The sequence below is a fragment of the Pseudomonas putida genome, from assembly GCA_041879295.1.
In the GTDB taxonomy this organism is placed as follows: domain Bacteria; phylum Pseudomonadota; class Gammaproteobacteria; order Pseudomonadales; family Pseudomonadaceae; genus Aquipseudomonas; species Aquipseudomonas putida_Y.
In genome coordinates, this window is record CP047152.1 from 2,916,290 (window position 1) to 2,932,816 (window position 16,527).

Annotated in this window: 11 protein-coding genes and 1 riboswitch; of the genes, 6 read left to right on the forward strand and 5 right to left on the reverse strand. The window is 63.1% G+C overall.

Annotated features, from left to right (window positions below; all coding sequences use genetic code 11):
- Positions 1–151 precede the first annotated feature (151 nt).
- Both tenA and GST84_13195 read right to left on the reverse strand, forming a co-directional pair.
- Positions 152–817 (reverse strand): thiaminase II, encoded by a 666-nt coding sequence (tenA, locus tag GST84_13190; protein ID XGB13272.1) that lies wholly within the window; start codon positions 815–817, stop codon positions 152–154.
- The gene (locus GST84_13195; protein XGB13273.1) at positions 814–1,461 is read right to left on the reverse strand and encodes a TenA family transcriptional regulator; all 648 of its coding nucleotides are present in this window, start codon (positions 1,459–1,461) and stop codon (positions 814–816) included. The genes tenA and GST84_13195 overlap by 4 nt, the downstream gene beginning before the upstream one ends.
- A 78-nt stretch (positions 1,462–1,539) precedes the next feature.
- A riboswitch (TPP riboswitch) is annotated at positions 1,540–1,654 on the reverse strand.
- A gap of 250 nt (positions 1,655–1,904) precedes the next feature.
- Between GST84_13195 and GST84_13200 the strand changes: the two genes are divergently transcribed.
- The 3 genes from GST84_13200 (at position 1,905) to GST84_13210 (ending at position 8,737) form a co-directional block, all read left to right on the forward strand.
- Positions 1,905–5,300, forward strand: coding sequence for a multicopper oxidase domain-containing protein (locus GST84_13200; protein XGB13274.1), 3,396 nt, complete (start codon positions 1,905–1,907; stop codon positions 5,298–5,300).
- A gap of 56 nt (positions 5,301–5,356) precedes the next feature.
- Positions 5,357–6,340, forward strand: a complete 984-nt coding sequence (locus GST84_13205; GenBank protein XGB13275.1) for a c-type cytochrome — start codon at positions 5,357–5,359, stop codon at positions 6,338–6,340.
- Positions 6,341–6,421: 81 nt separating this feature from the next.
- Entirely contained in the window at positions 6,422–8,737 is a 2,316-nt protein-coding gene (locus GST84_13210) for an EAL domain-containing protein (GenBank protein ID XGB13276.1), read from the forward strand.
- 124 nt (positions 8,738–8,861) lie between these two features.
- Here the strand turns inward: GST84_13210 and GST84_13215 are convergent, their stop codons facing one another.
- Positions 8,862–9,902, reverse strand: coding sequence for an SMP-30/gluconolactonase/LRE family protein (locus GST84_13215; protein XGB13277.1), 1,041 nt, complete (start codon positions 9,900–9,902; stop codon positions 8,862–8,864).
- 127 nt (positions 9,903–10,029) lie between these two features.
- Here GST84_13215 and GST84_13220 point away from each other — a divergent pair, with 127 nt between their 5' ends.
- On the forward strand, positions 10,030–10,929 hold the full coding sequence (locus tag GST84_13220) for a LysR family transcriptional regulator (GenBank protein ID XGB13278.1): 900 nt from the start codon (positions 10,030–10,032) through the stop codon (positions 10,927–10,929).
- A gap of 19 nt (positions 10,930–10,948) precedes the next feature.
- On the opposite strand, the gene GST84_13225 is transcribed toward GST84_13220, so the two are convergent.
- Both GST84_13225 and GST84_13230 read right to left on the reverse strand, forming a co-directional pair.
- Complete coding sequence (locus GST84_13225) at positions 10,949–12,088, reverse strand: glycerate kinase (protein XGB13279.1); 1,140 nt, start codon at positions 12,086–12,088, stop codon at positions 10,949–10,951.
- 141 nt (positions 12,089–12,229) lie between these two features.
- A complete protein-coding gene (locus GST84_13230; protein ID XGB13280.1) occupies positions 12,230–13,327 on the reverse strand; it encodes a CdaR family transcriptional regulator in 1,098 nt (365 codons plus the stop codon).
- Positions 13,328–13,490: 163 nt separating this feature from the next.
- On the opposite strand from GST84_13230, the gene GST84_13235 reads away from it, so the two are divergent.
- Together GST84_13235 and GST84_13240 are read left to right on the forward strand one after the other, a co-directional pair.
- A complete protein-coding gene (locus GST84_13235; GenBank protein ID XGB13281.1) occupies positions 13,491–14,819 on the forward strand; it encodes an MFS transporter in 1,329 nt (442 codons plus the stop codon).
- Positions 14,820–14,994: 175 nt separating this feature from the next.
- Positions 14,995–16,515 (forward strand): FAD-dependent oxidoreductase, encoded by a 1,521-nt coding sequence (locus GST84_13240; GenBank protein ID XGB13282.1) that lies wholly within the window; start codon positions 14,995–14,997, stop codon positions 16,513–16,515.
- Positions 16,516–16,527: the final 12 nt, after the last annotated feature.

The following is a 16,527-nucleotide window of genomic DNA, read 5'->3' on the forward strand; positions in this document are numbered from 1 at the left end:
AAAAATCGGGCTGGTCGCCCAGAAATCTATATGCACTGTGCACATTAAAGCCGCAATCTGACGATAGGGAGTGTGCGGGACGACTTATTTTGAGGCGTTCATGCACCAAAGCGGGCTCAGGCTGGGTAGTAATCACCCAGCCCACGGCGGTTTACACAGCTCCGTCCAGCCCCATCTGCCAGAAATCAGCCTCCAGGCTCGATGCCTGGCCAAAAATCCCTGCCAGTTCGGCGAACCGCTGCTCGGTCATGCTGCGCGCCGCCAGTTCATCCAAGTGCTTGCGCGCTGCCGCTGCCACCCCTTGGTAGCCCTCCCCGGCATACTCGCCAATCCACTCGCGGTAGGGGTGATTGCTCAAGTCACCAATGCGCTCGGCCAGGGTCCGGCCGATTTCGGCATAGCCGATCACGCAAGGTGCCAGTGCCACATGCAGCTCCAGCAGGTCGCCGGCAGCGCCGCAGTCCAGCACGTAACGGGTGTATGCCACCGTGGCCTGGTGCTCTGGCGCGGCTTCGATGTCTGCCTGGGTCAAGCCCCAGCGTGCGCACAGCCGCAAGTGCAGCTCGGTTTCATCCAGGATCGCCGCCAGCCCGGCCTGCGCCGCGCGAATGTCGGCCGGGCGGCGGCTTTTGTAGGCGGCCAGCGCCCAGGCGCGGGCGAACTGGATCAGGAACAGGTAATCCTGCACAAGGTAGGTCCGGAACGCTTCCTCACTCAGCGTACCCTCGCCCATCTGACGTACGAAGTCATGGTCTACGTAGCTGTTCCATTGTGGCGTGGCGGCGGCCTTGAGGCGCTCGAAGATATCCATGCTCATTTGCCCTCCGGATACACTGCATCGAAGAAAGCCAGCTCCAGCGCCACGGTGCGCTGGTAGAAGTCACTGGCCAATGCGGCCTCCTGCGGGCCGACGCGGTCCAGCTCGGCCTGCAGGAAAGCGACGAATGCCTGGAACGCCGGGTTGTCGTGCAGGGTAATCCACTCGGCATGGACGAAGTTGTCCGGCATCGGTTTTGGCGCCTTGAGCGCCCAGTCCAGATACAGCCCTTCGGCGACGTTCAGCACCGCCAGTGCCGCTGCGTAGGAACGGGTGGCTGCCGCTTCGCGCATGATCGCCTTGAAACCTGCGGTAGGCGCGGTATCGGCCGGTTCACTGCGTTGCGCCGGGCTGACACCCAGGGCCTCGAAGGCACGCAGGAAATAGGTGTTCTCGTCACTGGAGATCATCCCGGCAAAGCGGCCGAAGCGCAGGCGGGCTTCAAACGTATCAGCGGTGGCAATGGCCGCGCCCAGCAGGGTCAGGAAGCTGTCGAGGAAACGGTGGTCCTGGACCAGGTAGTCGACCATGATCGGGTCAGGCAGGCTGCCGTCGCACAATCGGGTCACGAAACGGTGGCCAACGGCCGCCGACCAGGTCGGCTCGCACTGGCGGCGCAGGGACTGGCTGAAACGTTCGGTCATGTTGCTGTCCTTGATGAGGGTGACAGCGAGACCGTGGCAATTGACATGGACTGGCCTCGCAGTGAGGCCGGCAAAAAGGCAGGTTACAAGCCCCATCCCTTCGCCGGCATGATCCGGATCAGGTTCGAAGGGTCACCGCGCTGTAGCGTTCAGCGGTTTCTCAGCCCATTGCCGGGCTCCCCTTGGTGGCGCTCAGGTATACCCGAGGGCGCCACGTCTGTCACTAGTCCAGCTTCCCAAACTGTGGGCAATGGTGACCCGCTAATGGGCATCTGTCCCCATTCTTGACGCGCCATCATTTAGTGCACGCCAGGCGCTGCAAGGTTTTGTATGTCAAAGCATTACTGAAATATCTGTTGGCATAGCTGTTGCTGATGGCCATTTAACGGGCAAAACGCCATTGATGGCTTAAGGCCGTAAGGCCGCAAAAGAGGCTTAAGCCAATGAAAACATCCGCCATGAGCCACGCGTCCAGGCGCGCGTTCCATCTGTCCTCCGTCACTGCGCTGATGATCAGCCTCGGGTTGATCACGGCCATGGCATCCCCCCTCGACGACAACAGCATGCCACCGCCGACCGACCCGTCGGCCTACACCGACCAACCGGACGACCCGACCCCTGCCTTGCTTGAGCTGAACACCTTGCCGGAGGCCAACGAAGGCTCGTTGGAGCTGACCGATGGCGTGTATGGCGACCGCAGCACGGTACGCACCGACAACGTGCTGCCGCCTGCCCTGCAAACGTCGGACAAGTACCCTACCAACGGCAAACCCAGCCCGTTGTTCGGGGCGCAACCTTTCACCCAGCAACTGTTGCTGTTCGAAGAATTCGGGCCAGAGAAGCTCGACCCGACCACGCCGGCGCCCGATCTGACCTTCCCGGTCCCCACCCTCGGCGCGGCCCCCGCGCAAGACCCCAACGTGGTGGCACGCAGCGGACCCAGTGGCAGCGCTCTGGAAGCGTTCCTCAAGCAACCCGGCCTGTACCCGTTCCCGACCCAGTACGCCAACGTGCTGGACCGCAACCCATGGAAGGCGCAGATCGAGATGTTCCTCAACCGCCAGCCGGTCGGCTCGCCCGCTGAAGGCCGGCCACCAGGAAAAGGCTGGTCGCACCAGCGCTGGAACGAGTTTTACCCGCAGGCAGCGTTCAAGACCGCCCAGGCCGGTGCGCGCATCAACCTCGGCCTGCGCGACCGTAAGCAACTGCACAACTATGCCGTCGGTGAATTTGCCCCGGGAGGCCTGTACTACCAGACGTCGGACATTCCGACCACGCTGGGCACCACCAAGGGTATCGACATACGCTTCCACCCGAACATGCCGCTGCAAAACCACAAATCGTTGTGGACCTTCGACGGCACTTTCCCGCCCAAGCTGCTGATGGTGCGCTACGGCCAGCCAATCCTGATGCGCCATTACAACGCCCTGCCGATTGACCCGTCGGCCAACGGCGGCTTTGGCCTGCATACCATCTCGACCCACGAGCACAACGGCCACTCGCCGGCCGAAAGCGACGGCTTTGCCAACGCGTACTTCTTCCCCGGCCAGTACTACGACTACCGCTGGCCGGTGCAGCTGGCCGGCTACGACACCATCAACACCCGTGCCCAGGACCCGCGAGCAGCTTTCCCCTGCTCGCCGGGTGAAACCTTGTTCGTCAACGATGGTTCACCGGGCCTGAAAACCTGCGAGAACGGCAGTATCAAGATTCGTGGCGACTGGCGCGAAACCATGAGTACCCACTGGTTCCACGACCACATGATGGATTTCACAGCGCAGAACGTCTACAAAGGCAACGCCGTGATGATGAACTACTACAGCGCCCTGGACCGCGGCAACGAGGCCCTGCAGGACGGTGTCAACCTGCGTTTCCCAAGCGGTTCGGGCATGCCCTGGGGTAACCGTGACTATGACGTCAACCTGGTAATAGCCGACAAGGCCTGGGATGCAAACGGCCAGCTGTGGTTCAACCCGTTCAACACTGACGGCTTCCTCGGTGACCAGATCCTGGTCAACTGGCAGTACCAGCCCAGGCTCAAGGTGCGTGCGCGCAGTTACCGTTTTCGTATCCTCAACGGTTCGGTTTCACGCTACTTCAAGTTCGCCGTGGTGCGGGAAATTGCCGGTAACAGTGGTGAGTTCAAAGGCCCGTCCGGCTCCAACGTGTCGTATGCGCGGGTGCCGTTCCACATGATCGCCAACGACGGCAACATCATGGAACACGCGGTGCCATTCGACGGCACGATGGACCTCAATGGTGACGGCAACCTGCAAGACAACAACGGCATCCTGCCACTGCAGGGCATTGCCGAGCGCTACGACATCATCATCAACTTCGCCAGGAATGGCATCAAGGCAGGCGACAAGCTGTACTTCGTCAACCTGATGGAGCACGACTCCGGCAAAGGTCCGAAGCAAGCTATCCCGTTGGCCGACGTGCTGTCGGAAAAATACAAGGCGGTAATCAAGCAGACCAGCAAAGGCCCGCAGTGGGACAACGGCGATCCGGCAGTCGGCAAGTTTCTGCAACTGTGGGTGCAACCGTACACCGGCCAGGACCTGAGCATGGACCCGGTAGCCTATGAGCCGGCCAAGCCAGGCAAGGCTGCAGGCCTGAAAATGCTGCCCCTGCCAATTGACCGCGATGCCGCAGCCGACCAGGCCAAGCTCAAGGATGCCCGCCACCGCGAGTTCATCTTTGGCCGCTCCGACGGTACGGACACCACCCCGTGGACCATCAAGACCGACGGCGGCTTTGGCTACAGCATGGACCCACGCCGCATCAGTGCAGCACCGCAACTGGCCAACCAGTCCACCGACGCTGGTTTCAGCGGCGACGGCACCCTGGAAGTGTGGAAAATCGTCAACGGCGGTAATGGCTGGAGCCACCCGGTACACGTGCACTTCGAGGAAGGCGTGATTCTTAGCCGCGACGGCAAGGCCCCACCAGAATGGGAAAAATGGGCGCGCAAGGATGTGTACCGAATCGGGCCGGATACTGATTCGTCCATCGAGGTGGAAATGGCCATTCGCTTCCGCGAGTTTGCTGGCACCTACATGGAGCACTGCCACAACACACAGCACGAGGACTCTTCGATGCTGCTGCGCTGGGATATTGAGCACCCAGGGCAGTTCCAGGTGATGCCGACCCCGCTGCCGGGATGGGATGGTGTGCATTACATGGCCTCGGTAGGCCTGCCAACGTTCCGCACCAAAACCCACGACGACAATGACGACCCGGCCAACAAACCACCCGTCGCGGCCAATGACAGTGCCGCAACGACGGCTGGCACGCCGATCACCCTGAACGTGCTGGCCAACGACAGCGACCCGGACGGCAATGTACCGCTCACGGTAACCGGCCTCAGCCAGCCGGACTCCGGCCAGGGTGCCGTCAGCACCGACGGTACCGCCGTAACGTACAGCCCGCCCGCTGCGGTCGCCACGCCATTCACGGCCAGCTTCAATTACACGGCGCGTGATACCAAGGGAGCCGAGTCGCTGGCCCCGGCCACGGTCAGCATCGCCGTTACCGCAGCAGCGGCGGCCGACGAACTCAAGGTCACCAGTGCCACGGTGCAGGAACGCAGCGGCAACCGTTTCACCTGGGATGTGCAGGGGACTACTACGGTGGCCACGGGCAACAGCATCAGCGTGACTGCAGCAACCACCGGTGGTCCGGTAAGCCTGGGGAACGCGACGCTGACTGCCACGACTTCGGGGGCCCGTTGGCGGGTAGCGGTGACCACCACCGGCTTTGGCCCGGCCACGCCAGCAACGGTCACGGTGAAATCGGCACTGGGCCAGACGGTGACAGCGCCAGTCAAATACAAGTGAGTGCAAAGCGGGGGCCGCCATGCGGCCCCGCTCAGCCAACCCACGAGGACCGCATCATGCCCGGCTCATGGCGTTTCCTGCTGGTACTCGCGTTGTTCGCCGCCAGCATTCCGTTCTGGCCACTGCCCCCCCAACAAAAGGTGGCCGAAGCAGCTGCCACTCCCTGGGGAGCCAACTACTTCCCCAACATCCCCCTGCTCACCCAGGATGGCGAAAAAGTGCATTTCTTCGACGACCTTATCAAGGACAAGGTGGTTGCCATCAACTTCATCTTTACCGGCTGCTCCGATTCCTGCCCAGTGGAAACCGCACGCCTACGCCAGGTACAGAAAATCCTCGGTGGCCGGGTCGGCAAGGATATCTTCCTCTACTCCATCAGCATCGACCCCTATAACGACACCCCCGCCACCCTCAAGCGCTATGCCGAAAAGTTCGGCATCGGCCCAGGCTGGACCTTGCTGACCGGCGAACCTGACGATATCGAGCAACTACGCCGCAGCCTGGGGCTGTGGATCGATGGCCTGGAAAACGGCCGCTCCAAAGACCACAACCTGAGCCTCATTATCGGCAACCAGGCCACCGGCCGCTGGATGAAAGCCTCGCCTTTCGAAAGCCCGTACATCCTCGCCGACCGCCTCGGCAACAGCTTGCACAACTGGAAGCAGGCCAGCGCCATGACCAATGACTACGCTCAAGCGCCGCAGATGCGTGCACCCAGCAGCGGCGAGCAGATCTTCCGCACCCGTTGCTCGTCCTGCCACACCGTGGGCAATACCGAGCCAGGCCCGCCAGGCATCGGCCCCGACCTGCTGGGCGTGACCCGTCAGCGTGACGCAAACTGGCTGACCCGCTGGCTGAAAGCGCCCGACCAGATGCTGGCCGAGAAAGACCCCCTGGCCATGCTGCTGTTCGAGCAATACAACCGCCTGGCCATGCCCAACATGCGCTTGGGCGATGCCGAAGTCAGCGCATTGATAAGCTACCTCGAAGAAGAAACGGCACGCCTGCAGACACCGGTGGCAAATAGGGGAACCCCCTAAAGGCGATTAGCCATCATTCATCAGACTGTCATCTCGCTGTCGTATTTTTCGAGCATCACCCAGGGTCGGGAACCATCAGCAGTGATTCGCCGTTCGCTTTCCTCCTCCAGCCTTCTGCGAGTGCTGATCCTGATGCTCTGTGCAGCGACCCTGGCCTTTCTCTGGGGGCTGCACGTCACGCAAAAAGCCGCCGCTCGCCAGGATGCACTGTTGGCCAAAGCCACCGAGCACCTGAACCTGGCCAACATCGTGGGCGAAAGCCTGCGACAGCTTGTCGACCGCGCCCAGGCGGTGGGCCGTGTTACCCAGGACGATATGAAAGGGCTGCGCAAGGGCAACTTCAGCCTGGCCGCAGACCCGGTGTTCAAGCGCACGAGCCTGTACGACCGACAAGGCCGGCTGCTGTCGGCCAACCATACCGATGAGGCCGCCGAGTTGCCGGCAGACTGGTTGCGCCAGCTGCAGCGGCACATTGACCGCTACGGTTTCAAACCTTTCCTGCCCAGCATTCAGCCCCTTGGCCAAACCTCGGCCCTGCCCACCAGGCACCTGACTTTCTTGCTGCCGTTGACCAACTCGACCGGCCAGGAAGTCGACACCATTCTGGTGGTGCAACTGGACATCGGCTACCTGGCGGAGCTGTTTCAACATATCGACCTGGGCAACAGTGGCCTGGTGCGTCTGCTGCAGGATGACGGCCTGGAGCGGCTGCGCGTCGATACCCGCGGCGTGGCGATTGCCGGCGACCTATTGCAGCCCCCGCTGCCGGCATTCGACAGCGAAGCGGGCAGGCTGACTCAATACGTAGCGGGTGATGCCTACCAAAGCCTGTACCGCCGTGTACCCGAGCGAGGCTTCAGCGTGGTGGTCAGCCAGCGCCAGGCAGAAATCCTCGCACCCTGGACGCAGGCCTATTCCCGGCAATTCTGGTTGAACCTGAGCATGACCCTGATGATCCTGGCCAGCCTGCTATGGACCTTGCGCCTGCTGCGCAAGCGCCAGGAGGCCTTCGATGCGCTGGAACATGCCCAGCAGGTCAATCAGCAGCTGATCGTGCGCCTGGAGGACGAACACCGGCGCAGCAGCCACGCCGCCGCCACCGACCACCTCAGCGGCCTGCACAACCGCCGCCAGTTCGTCGAGGTGGCCAGCCAGGCGTTGACTCGGCAACGTGGCAAGCGCCGACTGATGGCGATCCTGTTCATCGACATGGACCGCTTCAAGTCTATCAACGACTCGCTCGGGCACAAGATTGGTGACCTGCTGCTACAGGCTGTGGCCGGGCGTATCCAGCGCCTGCTGGAGCCGGGCGATGAGGCTTCGCGTTTTGGCGGCGACGAGTTCGTGGTGTTGTTGGCCGGCGAGCGCAGCGAGGAGCAGATCAACGCCTGGGTCCACGAACTGGTGCAGAAACTGTCAGCCACCTACGCCCTGGATGGCCAAGAGGTCAACACCAGCCCCAGCGTAGGGGTGAGCATCTGCCCGCGCGACGGCCAGGACATCGACAGCCTGATACGCAGTGCCGATGCGGCAATGTACTCAGCCAAGCAGGCAGGGCGCGCGCAGTATCGCTTTTTCGACCCCTCGCTGAACCTGGCCGATATCCAGGCGTTCACCCTTGAACAGGCGTTCGGCAGCGCCTTGGCCGAACGCCAGTTCGTGCTGCACTACCAGCCACAGATTCGCCTCGACACCCATCAGGTGCTCGGCTACGAGGCGCTGGTGCGCTGGGACCACCCCGAGTTCGGCCTGCTATACCCGGACCGCTTCATCGACCTGGCCGAGCGCAGTGGCTTCATTGTCGAACTGGGTTGGGAGGTACTACGGCTGGCCTGTGAAGCCTTGTCGAGCTGGGATACTTCTGGTCGGGAAACACGTCTGGCGGTCAATGTCTCCGCATTGCAGCTGCGTCAGGCTGACTTCGCTGCCCGGCTGCTGCGCAAGTTGCAGCATCACGGGATCGCACCACAGCGGCTGGAGCTGGAAATTACAGAAACCACCATCCTCGACCCTGAAGGCATGGCGGTTACGCATCTGCATGCCTTGCGCGGGGCGGGCCTGGGCATCAGCCTGGACGATTTCGGCCGTGGCTACGCCGGTTTTGCCCACCTGCATTCGCTACCGTTGAGCAAGCTGAAGATCGACCGCTCGCTGATCGCGGCGCTGTCCAACAGCCATGACGACAGCCCTATCGTGTCCTCCACCATCATCCTGGCCAAGCGCCTGGGCCTGCAAGTGGTGGCCGAGGGTGTGGAAACCCGTGAACAGGTGGTGTACCTGAAGCTGGCCGGATGCGATATCGCCCAGGGCTACCACTTCAGCCGGCCTCTGTCGCCGGCGCAGCTGTGCCACTACCCGCCTTTCAACGGCGTCGAGGACAAGGCATGCGTGTACTGAGCGCCACGGCGGGTTTACCGGTGCTATACGGGCTGGAAAGACGCCAAGTCGGCGCTGCGCTACATCGACTCGGCGCGACGCTTTGGCGAACTGGCCGTGCTACCGGCCAGTCAGGTGCAACCGCTTATTCCTTGAAGCTGTGCCTGGCAACGCCACCCGTTTCCGGGCGGATGGCATACAGGTCGCCAGCGTCCGGATAATGGTGCAGGTCTTCTGGCGTCATGTCGTAACGCGCGGTGCTGATGAACAAGGTGTTCATCCCGGGCCCGCCAAAGCAGCAGCTGGTGGGGCACGGTACTGGCATCAACACCTGGTCGGTCAGGTGCCCGTGGCGGTCGTAGCGCAGCAGGCAGCTGCCATGGTACTGGCACACCCACAGCCCGCCGTCGCGGTCCAGCGCCAGGCCATCCGGCCGGCCCAGTTCGGCGGGGGTTTCGGCAAACAGCGTAACAGCGCCCAGCCGGCCTTCGATGAGGTACTCGGCGCGGTAGATCGCACGCGCCGCCGAGTCGACGAAGTACACCGTGTGGCCGTCCTGAGACCAGGCAAGGCCGGTGGGCAAAGCCATGTCATCGTGGATCACCTGGTCGCTCAATTGCCAGTCAAAACGAAAGAGCGCCCCGGTATTGCCGCTGAGGGCCTCGTCCATCAGGCCGGTGACGAAGCGTCCCTGCGGGTCGCAGGCGCCGTCGTTAAAGCGGTAGGTCGAGCGCGGATGGACCGATGCCGAATGCTGGCTGACCTTGCGTGTTGGCACATCGAAGATGGCCACGCTGGCATCCTCGGTGAAAATCAGGTTACCCCGGTCGGTCAGCGCCAGGGCGCCAATACGCGCGGCAGACTCGTAAAGGCAATCGACTTCGCCATCGGGTGTCAGGCCGTTGATGCGCCCGCCAGAGATATCGACAAAGTACAGCACGCCACTGCGTTCATCCCAGACCAGGCTTTCACCAAGGTCCGCGCGCGTGTTGGCCACTTTGACCGGCACGTAATTGCATTCCTTGATGCGGCGCCAGCGCTCGGTCACCTGCACACGGCCGAGGTCCCGAGGGTAGCTGACACTGCTGTATTCGTTGAAGCGCGTGGCGATGTGCTGGCTAATGCTGGTGCGCAAGGTGCAATCAGTGGGATGGCACAGCGCACCGGCCAGGTGAGTAACGGGCATTTCTGGCTACCTTCAATTCTCCTTTCTTACGATATCAACAAAAAAATCAATGACTTAATATTAAAAGCATGCAACTTTGATATCCCATGGATATCACCGCTGAGTCGCCGCGCTGCAGGAATGCTGGATGATCGAAACACGTTTGCTCAGGCAGTTCATCGCCGTGGCCGAAGAGCTGCACTTTCACAAGGCCGCCCAGCGCCTGCACATGGCGCAACCGCCGCTGAGCCAGGCGATCAACCGGCTTGAGGAAAAGCTCGGCTTCGGCCTGCTTCTGCGCAACAAGCGCGGGGTGCGCCTGACCGCAGCGGGTGCAGCGTTTCTCGACACCGCCTACCGCACGCTTGCTGAACTGGAACAAGGGATCGAGTACGCGCGCAGCGTTTCGGCGGGGGTCAGCGGCAAATTGACCATCACGGCCATTTCCATCGCCTATTACGACTCGCTGCTCAACCGCTTGCGCCGCTTTCGGGAGACTTATCCGAACGTGCAGCTGACCATCCGCGAGATGCCATCCGCCTCCCAGGCCAAGGCCTTGCTGGCCGGTGAGGCGGATATCGGCTTCATGCGCAGGCTACCACTGCCGGCCGGCACCCTGGAGGCACGCTTGCTGCTTGACGAGCAGATCGTCATGGCGCTGCCCGCCAGCCATCCCAAGGCGCGGCACGAGGCCGTCGACTTGCGCGAATTTGCCGATGAGGACTTCGTGTTCACCCCGCAAGCGCTGGGCGGCGGCTACCACGCACAGTTGGTTGCGTTGTGCGAATCGGCCGGGTTCTACCCCAAGGTCGTGCAGGAGGCGGCGCAGATCCACACCCTGCTGGGTCTGGTGGCCTGCGGCTTTGGCGTGGCCCTGGTGCCGGCGTCCTTCGTCCGCTCAACCCCGCGCGAACGCGTGCAGTTTTGCCCCATCCGCCCTATCGATGACCAGCCACCCCCAGGGCTTGGGCTGTACATGAAATGGAACGCCCAGAATGCTTCGCCAGCGCTGGCCAACTTCATTGCCATGTTCGAGACACAACAATAAGGCCATTTCTACAGGGTGTTCAGCCTCGCTTCGCGCAGCGCCACAGCCGACCGATATCACAAGCCCTGGCCTGCAACAGCTCGGCAGCATTTGCACACGCCTGCTCAAGGCTCATCGGTCCATTGGCCAGTGCAAATGCAGCGTCGACCCCATGGGCATACAACTGCTGATACCCCTCCCCCAAGGTCCCGGCCAGTACCACCACCGGCACGCCATGGCGCTTGGCAACCCGCGCCACCCCCATCGGCGTCTTGCCGCGCAGTGTCTGGGCATCGAAACGCCCCTCGCCCGTCACCACCAGATCTGCCCCTTGTGCCAGGGCGTCAAGGCCAGCCAGCTCAGCCACGACTTCCACCCCAGGGCGGAACTGCGCGTCCATGAATGCCCGGGCAGCGAAGCCCATGCCACCGGCCGCACCACAACCAGGGTAATCGCGCACATCCGCGCCCAACAGCAGCGCACAATGGTCGGCAAAATGATTCAGCGCGTGGTCCAGCGCCTCCACTTGCTGCGGGTTGGCACCTTTCTGCGGGCCGAAGATCGCCGATGCGCCGTTGGCGCCACACAATGGGTTGTCGACATCCGCCGCGACTTCAAACTGCACCCCGGCCAGGCGCGGGTCGAGACCGCTGGCGTCGATACGGGCCAGCTTGGCCAAGGCCAGGCCGCCCTCTTCCAGCGCTTGCCCGTCAGCATCCAGCAGGCGCAGGCCAAGCGCTCGCAACATGCCACTGCCGGCATCGTTGGTGGCGCTGCCACCGATGGCCAGCACCACACGCTGAGCGCCGGCGTCGAGGGCTGCGGCAATCAGCTCACCGGTCCCCCAGGTGCTGCTGCGGCAAGCATCGCGCTGGCCGGTTGGCACCCGTTGCAAGCCACTGGCCTGGGCCATTTCGATGATTGCGGTGCGACTTTGCGGCAACCAGCCCCAGCCGGCCTCGACGTGCTGCCCCAATGGCCCGCGCACGGCCTGGCGGCGCAGTTCACCCTGGCTGGCGGCCAGGATCGTCTCCATGGTGCCTTCGCCACCGTCGGCCATTGGGCACTCGACCAGTTCAGCCTCGGGCCACGCTTCGCTCAGGCCCGCAGCGATGGCGCGGGCGACACCGGCAGCGTCGAGGCTGTCCTTGAACGAGTCGGGGGCAATCACGATTTTCATGGGGTTTCTCCTGTCCTGATGAGCGGCATGCTGACAGGTGGCTGCCCAGGTGGCCTCGGTCAAATGCACAAAACGCCGGCCGGGTTGTTTGGGCAGATGCCTTTTTGCCTGTTCTGGCCCAATCGCCGGCAAGTGAATACTTCAGTCAGCTGGCAACAGCTGCAACCCCAGATACAAGCTAAGCATCCCTTCCAGGCGCAGCGGGTCGACGTCACCCAGCTCGGCTATTCGCTCCAGTCGATAGCGCAGGCTGTTGCGGTGGATGCCCAGGGCATCGGCACAGGACTGGCTTTGGCCGTCATGTGCACACCAGGCGCGCAGGGTGGTGAGTAACTGGCCACTGCTGTCCTTGGCGCGGATGCGCTGCAACGGCTCCAGCAGCTCGTCCAGCGCATCGTCGTTACGGTGGCGCCACAGCAGCGCCGGCAGCCGGTAGCGCTGCAGGCTGAGCAATCGTTCGCGGGGCAATACTTCGCGGCCATAGGCCAGCAAGTCACGCACCCGGCGGTAACCACGGCGTAACTGCTCCAGGCTCTGCGCTTCACTGCCCAGGGCCAGTCGCTCAATGTCCCAGCCGTGGCGTTGCAGGCGTTCCAGCAGGCGCAGTTCATCCAGTGCCACGCCTGCCGGGCGGCACCACAGCAACGACTGGCGGGCCGGGCTGACGCACCAGCTATCCGGATAACGGCTCATCAACCATGCGGCCAGCGCCTCGGCAGGAGGCCCCGAAGTAATCTCGAACAGGCACGGTATCCGCGCCAGCTGAGGTTTCAAGCCCAACTGACGGGCTTCGTCCAGCAAGCGCGGGGCGTTACCGCTGCCGCCGAGCAATAGCGCCAGCAGGTCGTCACAGCGCTGCCTTCGCCATTGCTGGTCAGCCTGTAAATTGCGTTGGGCCAGCAGCATTTCGGCGGTCATGCGCACCAGCTCGCCATAGGTGCGCACCTGCTGCGGGTCGCCGGTCAGGCCCAACACGCCCATCAGCCGCCCATCGAGCATCAATGGCAGGTTCACACCGGGCTGCACGCCCTTCAGGCACTTGGCCGCGTCGGTATCCAGCTCGACGATCCGGCCATTGGCCAAGACCAGCTGCGCCCCCTCGTGACGGGTGTTGATGCGCTCAGGCTCACCACTGCCCAGGATCAACCCTTGACTGTCCATGACATTGACGTTGCAAGGCAAGATGGCCATTGCCCGGTCAACGATATCCTGCGCCAGGTCATGGTCGAGTTCGAACATTGCGGGGTCCTTTAGGTGTTTGGCTTTTGGGCTCGGGCACAGCAGCCTGGGCCAAGCGCTGTGCAAAAGCACAAAGACAGGCTAGCCGCAGTCCCCGAGACTCGTCAGGGCGAGCGCCGGAACAGGCGACGCGGCGAAAACCATAACAACAGAGAACCCGATCATGGCACACAGCCCCGCCCCTGACCAAGGCACGGACACCACCCGCAACGCGCTGTACCGGCGCATCACCTTGCGGCTGATTCCGTTCATTTTCATCTGCTACCTGTTCAACTACCTGGACCGCGTCAACGTCGGCTTTGCCAAGCTGCAGATGCTCGACGCCCTTAAATTCAGCGAAACGGTGTACGGCCTTGGCGCCGGCATCTTCTTCATCGGCTATGTACTGTGTGGCCTGCCAAGCAACCTGGCCCTCAATCGCTTCGGCCCACGGCGCTGGATCGCGCTAATGATGATCGCCTGGGGCAGCCTGTCCACCTGCCTGCTGTTCGTCACCACCCCTACCGAGTTCTACACCCTGCGCCTGCTCACCGGCGCTGCCGAAGCCGGCTTCTTCCCGGGTGTGGTGCTGTACCTCTCGCGCTGGTTCCCGGCGGCCCGGCGCGGCCGCATCATGGCCCTTTTCATGTCGGCGATCCCGGTATCGGGCCTGCTTGGCGGGCCGTTCTCCGGCTGGATCCTCGAACATTTCGCCGCCGGCCAGCACGGCCTGGCCGGCTGGCAGTGGATGTTCCTGATCCAGGGCCTGCCGACCGTGGCCTTGGGCGTACTGGCGGTGTTCCTGCTCAGTGACGGCTACCAGAAAGCCGCCTGGCTGAGCCCGGCTGAACGTCAGCTGATCGCTGCCGACCTGCAGGCCGATGCTGCAAGCAAACCGAGCACCACCAGCGACAGCGTGCTGGCCGTGTTGACCAACCCGCTGATCTGGACCTTCGGCTTTGTCTACTTCTGCATCCAGAGCGGCGTATACGCGATCAACTTCTGGCTACCCTCGATCATCAAGAGCATGGGCTTCGACAACCCGCTGCTGATCGGCTGGCTCAGCGCCATCCCGTACCTGCTGGCAGGTGTGTTCATGATTCTTTGCGGGCGCTCGGCCGACCTGCGCAACGAGCGCCGCTGGCACCTGGTGGTGCCAATGCTGATGGGCGCCGTCGGCCTGCTGATTGCGGTGAACTTCGCCGGCAACCCGAGCATTGCCATTCTTGGCTTGTCGATCGCCACCATGGGCGCGCTTACCGGTTTGCCGATGTTCTGGCCAATGCCGACTGCGCTGCTCAGTGCCGGAGCCGCCGTGGCAGGTCTGGCGATCATCAACTCGGTAGGCCAGATGGCGGGGTTTCTCAGCCCGTACCTGGTCGGGTTCATCAAGGACCAGACCGGTTCAACCGATGCCGCACTGTATTCGCTCGCGGCGTTGATCGTATTGGGTAGCCTGGTGGCCTTGCGTGTAACGCGAGCGGGTTCGCTGAGTACTGCACGGGTGAGTTGAGGCATTCGCAGGCTTGCCCACGCCCACAAGTTTCAAGCCTGTGGGCGCGGGCAAGCCTGCAATGAGGCCCACCCAAGCCGCACCAAATCCACACCCGCCACCGATCGTCAGCTCAACGCATCCCCTTCCCGCCCCAGGCGTCAAATGGTTCCAAAGGCCCCTTTGGAGAAGCCCCATGACCCAGTACGCCGTGGCCCGCTTGGCCCAGCTCGACGAGCACCGCCCCCTGCGCGTCCAGGCCGGCAACGAAGAACTCATCCTCATCCGCCAGGGCGATCAGGTACACGCCTACCAGGGCAACTGCCCCCACGCAGGCGCCCCCCTTGATGAAGGCGTGGTTTGCGGGGGTTTGCTGGTCTGCCCTTGGCACAAAGCTGCGTTCGCCGTTGACGATGGCGTGGTTTGTGAGCCGCCTGCACTCGCCGACCTGCGCCGCTACAAGGCGTGGATCAAGGGCGATGAAGTCTGGGTCGATGACCAGCCCCTGCCGGCAAGCGAACCGCCCAGGCACAGCGATGCCCGCTGTTTCGTGGTGGTCGGCGCCGGTGCCGCCGGCAGCGCCGCCGTCGCCACCCTGCTGGCTCATGGCTTCGCGGGCAGGCTGGTATGGATCGATCAGGAGCGCCAGCCGGCCTACGATCGCACAGCACTGAGCAAATTCGTGATTGCCGGGCAGATGCCGCCCGATGAGGTCCCCGCGCTGCTCGAAGCCGACGCCCTGCGCAAGGGCCAACTGCAGCGCAAGCACGGCAAGGTGCGCACCTTGAACAGCCAGAAGCGCCAGGTCACCCTCGCCGATGGTCAGCAGATCGATTACGACGCCTGCCTGCTGGCAACCGGCGGTCAAGCACTGCGCCCAGACATTCCCGGTGCCGACCTGCCCGGGGTGTTCACCCTCCGCTCACTGGAAGATGCTGCACAGTTGCTCGACGCAGCCGAGCCTGGCCAACCGGTGGTCATCGTCGGTGACGGCTTCATCGGCCTGGAGGCAGCCTCGGCATTGCGCAAGTATGGCGTGCAGGTGCACGTGGTCTCGCGCCACGAAGTCCCTCTGGCTCGACAGTTGGGCGAGCGTATTGGGCGCTGCATTCGCGCGCTGCATGAACGAAAAGGCATCACCTTCCACGGCCCCACCGAGGTCGAGCGGATCGAAGGCCTGGACAAGGTCGAAGTGGTGCAACTGGCCAATGGTGAACGGCTGCAGACCCCCTTGGTGCTGTTCGGCACCGGGGTAAAACCCGCCACCGCTTTCCTTCAAGGGGTGCCGCTTGGCGAAGACAAATCGGTGAGGGTCGACGCCGAAATGCGCGCAGCTGACGGTTTGTGGGCCGCAGGTGACATTGCCACCTTCCCGCTCACGGGGCGCCCGGTGCGCATCGAGCACTGGCGCCTGGCTCAGCAACACGGGGTTATCGCCGCCGCCAACATGCTTGGCGAACAACGCCGTTATGCCGATGTACCGTTTTTCTGGACCTACCAGCATGGCCGTACCTATGAAGTGCTAGGCCATGCCAGGGACTGGAACCGGATCGAATTCGTCGGTGAGCCGGAAAACGGCGATTTTGTTGCCCTGCAGTGTGTGGATGAACGCGTCGAGGCCGTTATCGCCAAGGGTTACTCCGATGCCATGGCGACGCTGTCGCAACGCCTGAAGCGCCCATTGAGCCTGCAGGAAGCTTTGGCGCTCATTGGCTAAGGGGTGCCTTTC

What these genes read in the sequence shown, in the direction of transcription:
- tenA (XGB13272.1), bottom strand. Translation starts at nt 817, where the DNA reads ATGAGCATGGATATCTTCGAGCGCCTCAAGGCCGCCGCCACGCCACAA.
- GST84_13195 (XGB13273.1), bottom strand. Translation starts at nt 1,461, where the DNA reads ATGACCGAACGTTTCAGCCAGTCCCTGCGCCGCCAGTGCGAGCCGACC.
- GST84_13200 (XGB13274.1), top strand. Translation starts at nt 1,905, where the DNA reads ATGAAAACATCCGCCATGAGCCACGCGTCCAGGCGCGCGTTCCATCTG.
- GST84_13205 (XGB13275.1), top strand. Translation starts at nt 5,357, where the DNA reads ATGCCCGGCTCATGGCGTTTCCTGCTGGTACTCGCGTTGTTCGCCGCC.
- GST84_13215 (XGB13277.1), bottom strand. Translation starts at nt 9,902, where the DNA reads ATGCCCGTTACTCACCTGGCCGGTGCGCTGTGCCATCCCACTGATTGC.
- GST84_13220 (XGB13278.1), top strand. Translation starts at nt 10,030, where the DNA reads ATGATCGAAACACGTTTGCTCAGGCAGTTCATCGCCGTGGCCGAAGAG.
- GST84_13225 (XGB13279.1), bottom strand. Translation starts at nt 12,088, where the DNA reads ATGAAAATCGTGATTGCCCCCGACTCGTTCAAGGACAGCCTCGACGCT.
- GST84_13230 (XGB13280.1), bottom strand. Translation starts at nt 13,327, where the DNA reads ATGTTCGAACTCGACCATGACCTGGCGCAGGATATCGTTGACCGGGCA.
- GST84_13235 (XGB13281.1), top strand. Translation starts at nt 13,491, where the DNA reads ATGGCACACAGCCCCGCCCCTGACCAAGGCACGGACACCACCCGCAAC.
- GST84_13240 (XGB13282.1), top strand. Translation starts at nt 14,995, where the DNA reads ATGACCCAGTACGCCGTGGCCCGCTTGGCCCAGCTCGACGAGCACCGC.